We start from the raw sequence: 6,174 nt of genomic DNA, 5'->3' as shown, positions 1-6,174 counted from the left end.
GCCGAAGGCGGGGCGCCCGCCCGGGCCCGCGATACCGTTCTGATATGACAGCCCCGGCCGACTGGAACCACCTCACCGCGCAGGCCGCCGCACGGCCGGGCGAGAACACTTCGGACACGTTGCGCCAGGCGCTACGCCTGTTGGATCACGAACAATGGCTCGCGCAGTTTCGCGCTGACACGGAGGCCCTCACAGAGGAGAATGTCAACGCGGAACCCGAAGCCTGGTGAACGGATCGATCTCGGGGGCCCCGAGGCCACGAACGCCCGCGTCACCACCACAACCATCAACCACGGGAGATCCCCAGATGGCTACCGTCGAGCCGGCGACCGTCCTCACCGCGTTTGAGCGCGCTTACCTCGACAGCGATGCGCGTCGCATCGTTGAGGATGGCCGGGCAAACCCGCAGAACCGCCGGAAATGGACGCCGAGATGACGCCCCCTCGCGAGGGCCCCGTCGTCCACGGGTGACACACTCAGGAGCGAGCAAGGTACGGGATTCTGCGGCTACGGGCCCCACAATCTGTCTGGCCCCGGTGGTTGGCTAACGCACGCCGGGGCTGCTCTGCTTCTGGGGGAGATTCGGCATGCCAATCGCGCCGGCGTCAGCCCACCTGGGGCGCGGAGACGACTTAAAATCGGGCGTTATGTCCCTGCTAAGCCCGAAGGACGTGCCGGCGCCGTTTCCGCCAGTGCGCCGCACGCACGACAGCTCTGGGAGCATCCACGAGGTCGTCCGCGAGGAAATCGCGATTGAACGCGAAACCCTCGAACTTCTTGCTGAGCGGTGACCCGATTTCCGACCATGCCTCCGACCTCAGTCCCGCCGAGCGCGACCTACTCGCCGCGGCGGGCTTCGTCGAGGATCCCGACGCCTACGCCCAGGTCATCCGCGACACCGCGGCCCACGCAGCGACACTGATCACGACCGCAGCGTCAGAACGCGAGGTAGCAGCCGCGCTCGGGGTCAGCGACACCCGGCTGCGACAGTTGCGGACCGCCGGCAAACTGTGGGCCATCGATAACGCCGGCACCTGGGTCTACCCCGCACTGCAATTCGAGCGCGCCCCTCAGACGGGGATGCCGCGGCAGATCCGAGGTATCGACCAGGTGCTAGCTGCCCTGCCCCGAGACCTGCATCCACTCTCCGTCGCCGGCTTCCTACGCAATCCTCAACCGGACCTGGCCATCGACGGCCAACCGAGCACTCCCCTGGACTGGCTACGCCGCGGCCACTCCGTGGCCCCCGTTCTGCAGCTCGTCGAAGTCTTAGCCTGGGCCGGCAGTTGAAGACCGGGCTGGCACCCGACTGCGGTGCGGGTTCAGATCACCCGCACCGCCGCAGGGCCCGTCAACACCGAACACGCCGCGGCCAGCACCGGCGCGTAGATCACCGCATCGCACTCCAGGCACCGCCACGACAAATGCCCACCACACGAACAGGGCTGATGACCAACAACCACGTGATTCGGGCCCAGTCCATGCCCCACCGGACAGTGCGACGGTGGCAGCACCATCCAGCCGCCACCCGCCGCCGGGACGACATCACCGACCTGGGCGGGCATTAGCCGGCGGGGCCGTGCAGCGATGCGGCGTCCAAGCCGTCGGCAGTGCTGGGCGGCCCCGTGAGGGCTCGCTCGAACGCCGACCACAGCTCATCGCCGCTGAGATTCCGCAGCTCATGGTGGATCCGGAGGGACCGCCGGTTGGCGTCCTCTCGCATGGCCTGACACCCGAGGGTGTACGTGCCGGCGGCAAGTCTCCCGATCACCACGTGGGTGATACCCGCTGGGTTGGGCATCACCCGGAAACGAACCCCGTAGTGGAGGGTTTCATACTCGTCAGCCCCGACCGCCTCAGCCAGGTAGGTTTTCGCCCGGCCGCGCGGCTGGTGTGTCAGATCCATCATGATGCGGTCGACCGCCAGCTCGCTTTCCCATGTCGTCATTGCCGCCTCCTACCGCTCGTCGAACTCGTTAGCCTTCATGGGTTCACGCGTACGAACCGTCAACGAAGGCTTCAGCTGCGCGGCGCACCTCGTCGTAGCGGCCCTGGGAAAGCAGATCTATCGGGAGCTGGCCGCCAAGCACCCGATTCGCCGCGTGTAGCCATTGCCCGACGCCGCGACGGGTCAGGGAGTCCGCGAGGAGGTCGCGGAGTTGTGCGAGCTCCTCGAGCAAGTCGTCATCCATCAATCAGCCCGTAGCATCATCCACCGAAACGTCCGCCCAGCTGAACTTCTGTGGGCGGTGCAATGCGGCCACCAGCCGCTCATTCACCTGCGCAGGACGGTCAAGAGCCGCGGTGAATGCCGCCGCCGCGTTGGATGACAGCTGGATGATTTGTTGCACAGCGCCCACTGTGCCCCTGCCCGGCATAAGCCCGCAAGGTCGAACGGCCCCTGGGGGCCGTAGCTATCACCAGGGGCCAGACCAGCTGTCAGGACGAATCCCGAGGGCCAATTCCTTGTTCGCCACCTAAGTATCCACCGGGCGCCGGCGGCGCCTGACTGGCCATCCTGCGCCGCCGCGCCCCATGACGTCTTTGAAGCCGCTGGCGTGCACGGTGCCCCTGTACAAACGGGCGCCAGCACCTAAAAGGGTGACCCCTCCGCAACACGTGAAAGGCGATCCCCGAAATGTCAGATCCGCTTTTGCCTCTGCGCACCGCTGTGGTGCTCGGCGGCGCTCTCATCGTCGCCGCCACCACCGCTGCCCTCACCTACGCCGGCAGCAAGAAGCTGCCTAAGGCACTGCTGGCCGGCGGCACTGCCGGCGCCGCAGCCGTCATGTGGCTCAACAGCCTCATCGCTGCCTAATGCGGCCCCCGGCTAGTTCGGGTTGGCGATGAACTGCCGGATGTCGGTGACGTCGTAGTGCGGCTCCTGCTCGGGTGCCAGGCCCCATGTGCCGATCACCTGATCCGTGATGGTGTCGCTGAGCAGCTCCATCAGCGTGTCGGTGTCGTCGGCGAGCCACGCGTCCATGACCTCTGGCCCCACCAGCAGTACCTCGTACGGATCCATTGGGTTGGTCGGGACGCGCCGGTCATCAATACGGGTCCGCCCGATCGTCAGCACGCCTATGGTCTCGACGCCGATGCGTTGCGGCTCGGCGGTGGGTCTACGTGCCCCTACCGGGATGCGGCCAGGAGGGGGCGCGTCCGGGTCCAGGGAGTCACGCCAGGCGATAACGCGGCCCGGGGTGGCACCTGTCTGGGCGGCGAGAGCCTGGATTCCGCCGGCACGGTCGATGGCGGCCCACCGGTCCCACCACAGCATGTCCGTGTCGGGCGGGGTGGCGTCGTGGGCGGCCCACCGGGCGATGGTGGATGGCGCGTAGCGTCGGCCGGTGCGATGCTCGATGCGCCGCACCATCTCGCCGCGGGCCCGCCGCGCCGCCTCAGCACGCCGGCTGCGCTGGCTCTCCCTGGCCCAGCGTCCCCCCAACTCGCCCAGCTTGCGATCAACCAGATCCGTGAAGGCGTCGCGGAATCCACGCCGTGGTGGCGCCTCCGGCTCGGCGAACCGCGCGAACCTCACTCGTCGTCATCCGGTCGGCTCAGCGTCTTGATGCGGTAGGCGCCATTGCTGCGGGTGCCATCCGGACGCAGCGGATCCTCCAGCGCCGCAGGGTCGAAGTCGCCCGGCACCCGGTAGAACCACGCGTCGGCGTGCCACCCCACCGGGATCACGTCCAGCTCCCGGGCAATCCGGGTGACGTATCGCGTGGCACGCCACCGGGTCATCGCCTCTACGGCTGCATACCAAGCCGGCTGCTGGTGCTGCAGCAGCGGATACTTCCATGCCCCGTCCCCCACAGCCTCCAACCGGCCCAGGTAGGAGGTGTAGATGGCCTTGATCATCTCCTCGTAGTCGGCACGGCCGTCAGCACGTGCAGCGGCTAACGCACTACGCAGCCCGCCGGCCCAGTTCTTGAGCCACTGGTGCTGCTCGGGCCACACCCAGGCCGCGTCAATCATCAACTCCGCCGGCGCGATACCGGCACCGCCCTGCTCCGTCGGCGCGATCAACTGCTGCATATCGATGGTGGTGGCCCACCACGTCACCGGGGCATCCCAGCGCATCGCCGGATGCGGCAGCGGCAGCTTGCGGTGCAGCCCGTCAAGATCGGTGCCAGCTGGTGTGGTCACCTGGAACAGCCCGAACGGCGGCCGCGGTTCGTTGAACACCGCAGGGTCCGGGTCAGCCCATCCCGGCTTGCCGTACCCGAGGTAGAGGCCCTCAGCAGACGGCAGATAGGCGGCTTGCTGGTCGACCTCGACATCGATGCTGTCGCCCCGCGACCGATGCGGGGTCTTTTTGCCTGACGGCCACCACGGCGACGGCATTTTGCCCGTCGGCGTGATCTCCGAGGGCAGCGGACACGGCACCAGCGCCGGCGGATCGCCCTTGGTGTGCTTGGGCTTTGGCCGGGCCCGCTTGAACGCCGACACGGCCAGCTGAGCGCCGACTTGGGACCAGCGCGGTGCGGGCATCGCGTCCATGGTGGTCAGCCAGTACAGGCGATCGGCGAGTAGATGCGCCGCGGCGATCTCGTCATCGGGCAGCTCAGTGTCGGTGCCCTCGATGCCGGCCAGGCCGCGGTCCTCCGGCCGCGACGGAGACGGGTCCAACGCCAGGAACGGCAGCAGGATCACGGTCGCCGTGCGGTCCTCCACGACGGGATCATCCACGCTGAAAGACGCTGTGAAATAGCCGCTTTTGGAGTAGGTGACCTCGCACCCGAAGAACGCGGCCACGGTTTCGGGCACCTCGCTGGGCGTCAGCCCATCGATCGGGAACTCCAGCGCCTCCAGGGCCTCGCCGGTGACCCAGACCTGCGGGTCCGGGCCGCCCGGGTGTGCCGCCCACCGCGACTTACACACCAGCAGACTCAAATGCGTTGGTGCCCCCAGCGGCCGGGATTTCACGATCCCCGAGGGCGTCACAATGCCGGCGGACGTAGCGATCAAGATGCGCTGGTCGGCCCCGGAGAGGTCGACGTCATCCCACTGGCGCGAGCCGATCGCCCAATGATCCGGGTTCTGCTCGCCCTCCGCGGCCTCTGGCGTGCCCTCAGCGGCACGTTCGGCGACCGGTGGGGGTGGTGGTACCTCTCCGGCGAGCCAGCGCTGCACCGTCGCCTCCCACCAGCCGCGCGTGGCCCCCTGATCCGGGTCGCCGATCACCACATCCGGCGCCGGGAAATCCGTTGGTATTCCCCGGCCCAGCCGCGTGACGACCTGCTGGCGCGACAACGCCACCACCGGCTCCCCCACCGGGGCGGCGTGCTCCTCGGTCAGCACGCACACCAGATCGCCGGCCTCATCGGTGTCATGCAGCTGCCAGGTCCCGTCGGCGGTGATCAGATAATCCGCCATCAGGCGCTCCTCTCTCGGCCCGCGGCCGGCGGGGGTGGTGGTGGCACCTGGAATGCGAGGCTGTCCGGCAGCGTCTGTCCCCGCCATTTCGCCCGCAGCGCCTCCACTGCCGCAGCTGTACGGCCCAGCCGCTTCGCGGCCTGTGGCACGGTCAGCGACAGATCGAGTGCCAGCCTGGCGTCCTCGATCAGCCACCGCTGCCTGTGCTGGGGCGCATCAGCGGTCCTCACCGCCCGACGCGCGGTGTAGCTGCGCCGCTCCGCTTGAGTGCGCTGACGTGCTGCCATACCGGGATCCTGCCTCACGACTCCGACAGAATGGACTCATACCATCCACACGACTAGATCGTCCGCTAGCTATGCTAGCACGACTAGCGAGCCTCGCTATGGGATGCGGGAATCACCTACCCGAGGCCAGTCCCGACTCAATCGCCGCCACCACAGCGGCCATCCGCGCACGGCCGGCAGCAATCAGCGCTCCCCGCGTTTCGGTGCTCTCGCCCTGGACCCTTGCCGCAGCCTTGTCGGCCTCCCACCCGGCGGCCTCAGCCGCGACCTTGCCCAGCACGGCGGCTGGCAGCGGCAACTCGCCAGCGGCCCGCAGGAAGTTGTCGACCGACGCATTCAACATCAACATGCAGTCGATCGTGGCCACCCTCGTCCCGGTTCTCAAGAGGACAGTATCTCTGCTAGCCTTGCTACGCGTGCTAGTGCCGCTATCGACGCGTACATAGCTACGCCTGCTATGCTCACGTTGCTTGCTAGGTTCCAGCAATGAAAGTGGGGATCCGCC

Annotated in this window: 10 protein-coding genes and 1 pseudogene; 4 read left to right on the top strand and 7 right to left on the bottom strand. The window is 67.8% G+C overall.

Annotated elements, in window-relative coordinates:
• Window positions 1-44: 44 nt before the first annotated feature.
• From K6T84_RS22575 to K6T84_RS22565, 3 genes are all read left to right on the top strand, one after another.
• Complete coding sequence (locus K6T84_RS22575; protein WP_329786892.1) at window positions 45-230, top strand: hypothetical protein; 186 nt, start codon at window positions 45-47, stop codon at window positions 228-230.
• A gap of 77 nt (window positions 231-307) precedes the next feature.
• The gene (locus K6T84_RS22570; protein WP_329786891.1) at window positions 308-436 is read left to right on the top strand and encodes a hypothetical protein; all 129 of its coding nucleotides are present in this window, start codon (window positions 308-310) and stop codon (window positions 434-436) included.
• A 317-nt stretch (window positions 437-753) separates the two neighbouring features.
• Window positions 754-1,290: a DNA-binding protein gene (locus tag K6T84_RS22565; RefSeq protein WP_329786890.1), complete on the top strand. Its 537-nt coding sequence runs from the start codon at window positions 754-756 to the stop codon at window positions 1,288-1,290.
• Between the two features lie 274 nt (window positions 1,291-1,564).
• Here K6T84_RS22565 and K6T84_RS22560 read toward each other — a convergent pair whose 3' ends face one another.
• From K6T84_RS22560 to K6T84_RS22550, 3 genes and pseudogenes are all read right to left on the bottom strand, one after another.
• Window positions 1,565-1,948 carry a hypothetical protein gene (locus K6T84_RS22560; RefSeq protein WP_329786889.1) on the bottom strand — a complete coding sequence of 128 codons (384 nt, stop codon included), beginning with the start codon at window positions 1,946-1,948 and terminating at the stop codon, window positions 1,565-1,567.
• A 43-nt stretch (window positions 1,949-1,991) separates the two neighbouring features.
• Window positions 1,992-2,174, bottom strand: a pseudogene (locus K6T84_RS22555) (DUF2384 domain-containing protein); the annotation flags it as partial.
• Between the two features lie 21 nt (window positions 2,175-2,195).
• Window positions 2,196-2,351, bottom strand: coding sequence for a type II toxin -antitoxin system TacA 1-like antitoxin (locus K6T84_RS22550; protein ID WP_329786888.1), 156 nt, complete (start codon window positions 2,349-2,351; stop codon window positions 2,196-2,198).
• A gap of 287 nt (window positions 2,352-2,638) precedes the next feature.
• On the opposite strand from K6T84_RS22550, the gene K6T84_RS22545 reads away from it, so the two are divergent.
• Complete coding sequence (locus tag K6T84_RS22545) at window positions 2,639-2,818, top strand: hypothetical protein (protein WP_329779777.1); 180 nt, start codon at window positions 2,639-2,641, stop codon at window positions 2,816-2,818.
• Between the two features lie 12 nt (window positions 2,819-2,830).
• Here the strand turns inward: K6T84_RS22545 and K6T84_RS22540 are convergent, their stop codons facing one another.
• The 4 genes from K6T84_RS22540 to K6T84_RS22525 all read right to left on the bottom strand — a co-directional run bounded on the left by K6T84_RS22540 (window position 2,831) and on the right by K6T84_RS22525 (window position 6,018).
• Window positions 2,831-3,541 (bottom strand): hypothetical protein, encoded by a 711-nt coding sequence (locus K6T84_RS22540; protein ID WP_329786887.1) that lies wholly within the window; start codon window positions 3,539-3,541, stop codon window positions 2,831-2,833.
• The gene (locus K6T84_RS22535) at window positions 3,538-5,382 is read right to left on the bottom strand and encodes a hypothetical protein (RefSeq protein WP_329786885.1); all 1,845 of its coding nucleotides are present in this window, start codon (window positions 5,380-5,382) and stop codon (window positions 3,538-3,540) included. Before K6T84_RS22535 ends, K6T84_RS22540 begins: the two co-directional genes overlap by 4 nt.
• The gene (locus K6T84_RS22530; RefSeq protein ID WP_329786884.1) at window positions 5,382-5,669 is read right to left on the bottom strand and encodes a hypothetical protein; all 288 of its coding nucleotides are present in this window, start codon (window positions 5,667-5,669) and stop codon (window positions 5,382-5,384) included. Before K6T84_RS22530 ends, K6T84_RS22535 begins: the two co-directional genes overlap by 1 nt.
• Before the next feature lie 112 nt (window positions 5,670-5,781).
• On the bottom strand, window positions 5,782-6,018 hold the full coding sequence (locus K6T84_RS22525) for a hypothetical protein (protein WP_329786883.1): 237 nt from the start codon (window positions 6,016-6,018) through the stop codon (window positions 5,782-5,784).
• Window positions 6,019-6,174: the final 156 nt, after the last annotated feature.

Origin of the sequence: Mycobacterium zoologicum (genome assembly GCF_020181635.2) — a bacterium.
GTDB classification, from domain to species: domain Bacteria; phylum Actinomycetota; class Actinomycetes; order Mycobacteriales; family Mycobacteriaceae; genus Mycobacterium; species Mycobacterium zoologicum.
The sequence above is the reverse complement of the archived record's forward strand: the minus strand, read 5'-3'. Positions and strand labels throughout refer to the sequence as shown.

Bases quoted from the DNA above. Each gene is read 5' to 3' on its own strand.
- K6T84_RS22575 (WP_329786892.1), top strand. From the start codon at position 45: ATGACAGCCCCGGCCGACTGGAACCACCTCACCGCGCAGGCCGCCGCA.
- K6T84_RS22570 (WP_329786891.1), top strand. From the start codon at position 308: ATGGCTACCGTCGAGCCGGCGACCGTCCTCACCGCGTTTGAGCGCGCT.
- K6T84_RS22560 (WP_329786889.1), bottom strand. From the start codon at position 1,948: ATGACGACATGGGAAAGCGAGCTGGCGGTCGACCGCATCATGATGGAT.
- K6T84_RS22545 (WP_329779777.1), top strand. From the start codon at position 2,639: ATGTCAGATCCGCTTTTGCCTCTGCGCACCGCTGTGGTGCTCGGCGGC.
- K6T84_RS22535 (WP_329786885.1), bottom strand. From the start codon at position 5,382: ATGGCGGATTATCTGATCACCGCCGACGGGACCTGGCAGCTGCATGAC.
- K6T84_RS22530 (WP_329786884.1), bottom strand. From the start codon at position 5,669: ATGGCAGCACGTCAGCGCACTCAAGCGGAGCGGCGCAGCTACACCGCG.
- K6T84_RS22525 (WP_329786883.1), bottom strand. From the start codon at position 6,018: ATGTTGATGTTGAATGCGTCGGTCGACAACTTCCTGCGGGCCGCTGGC.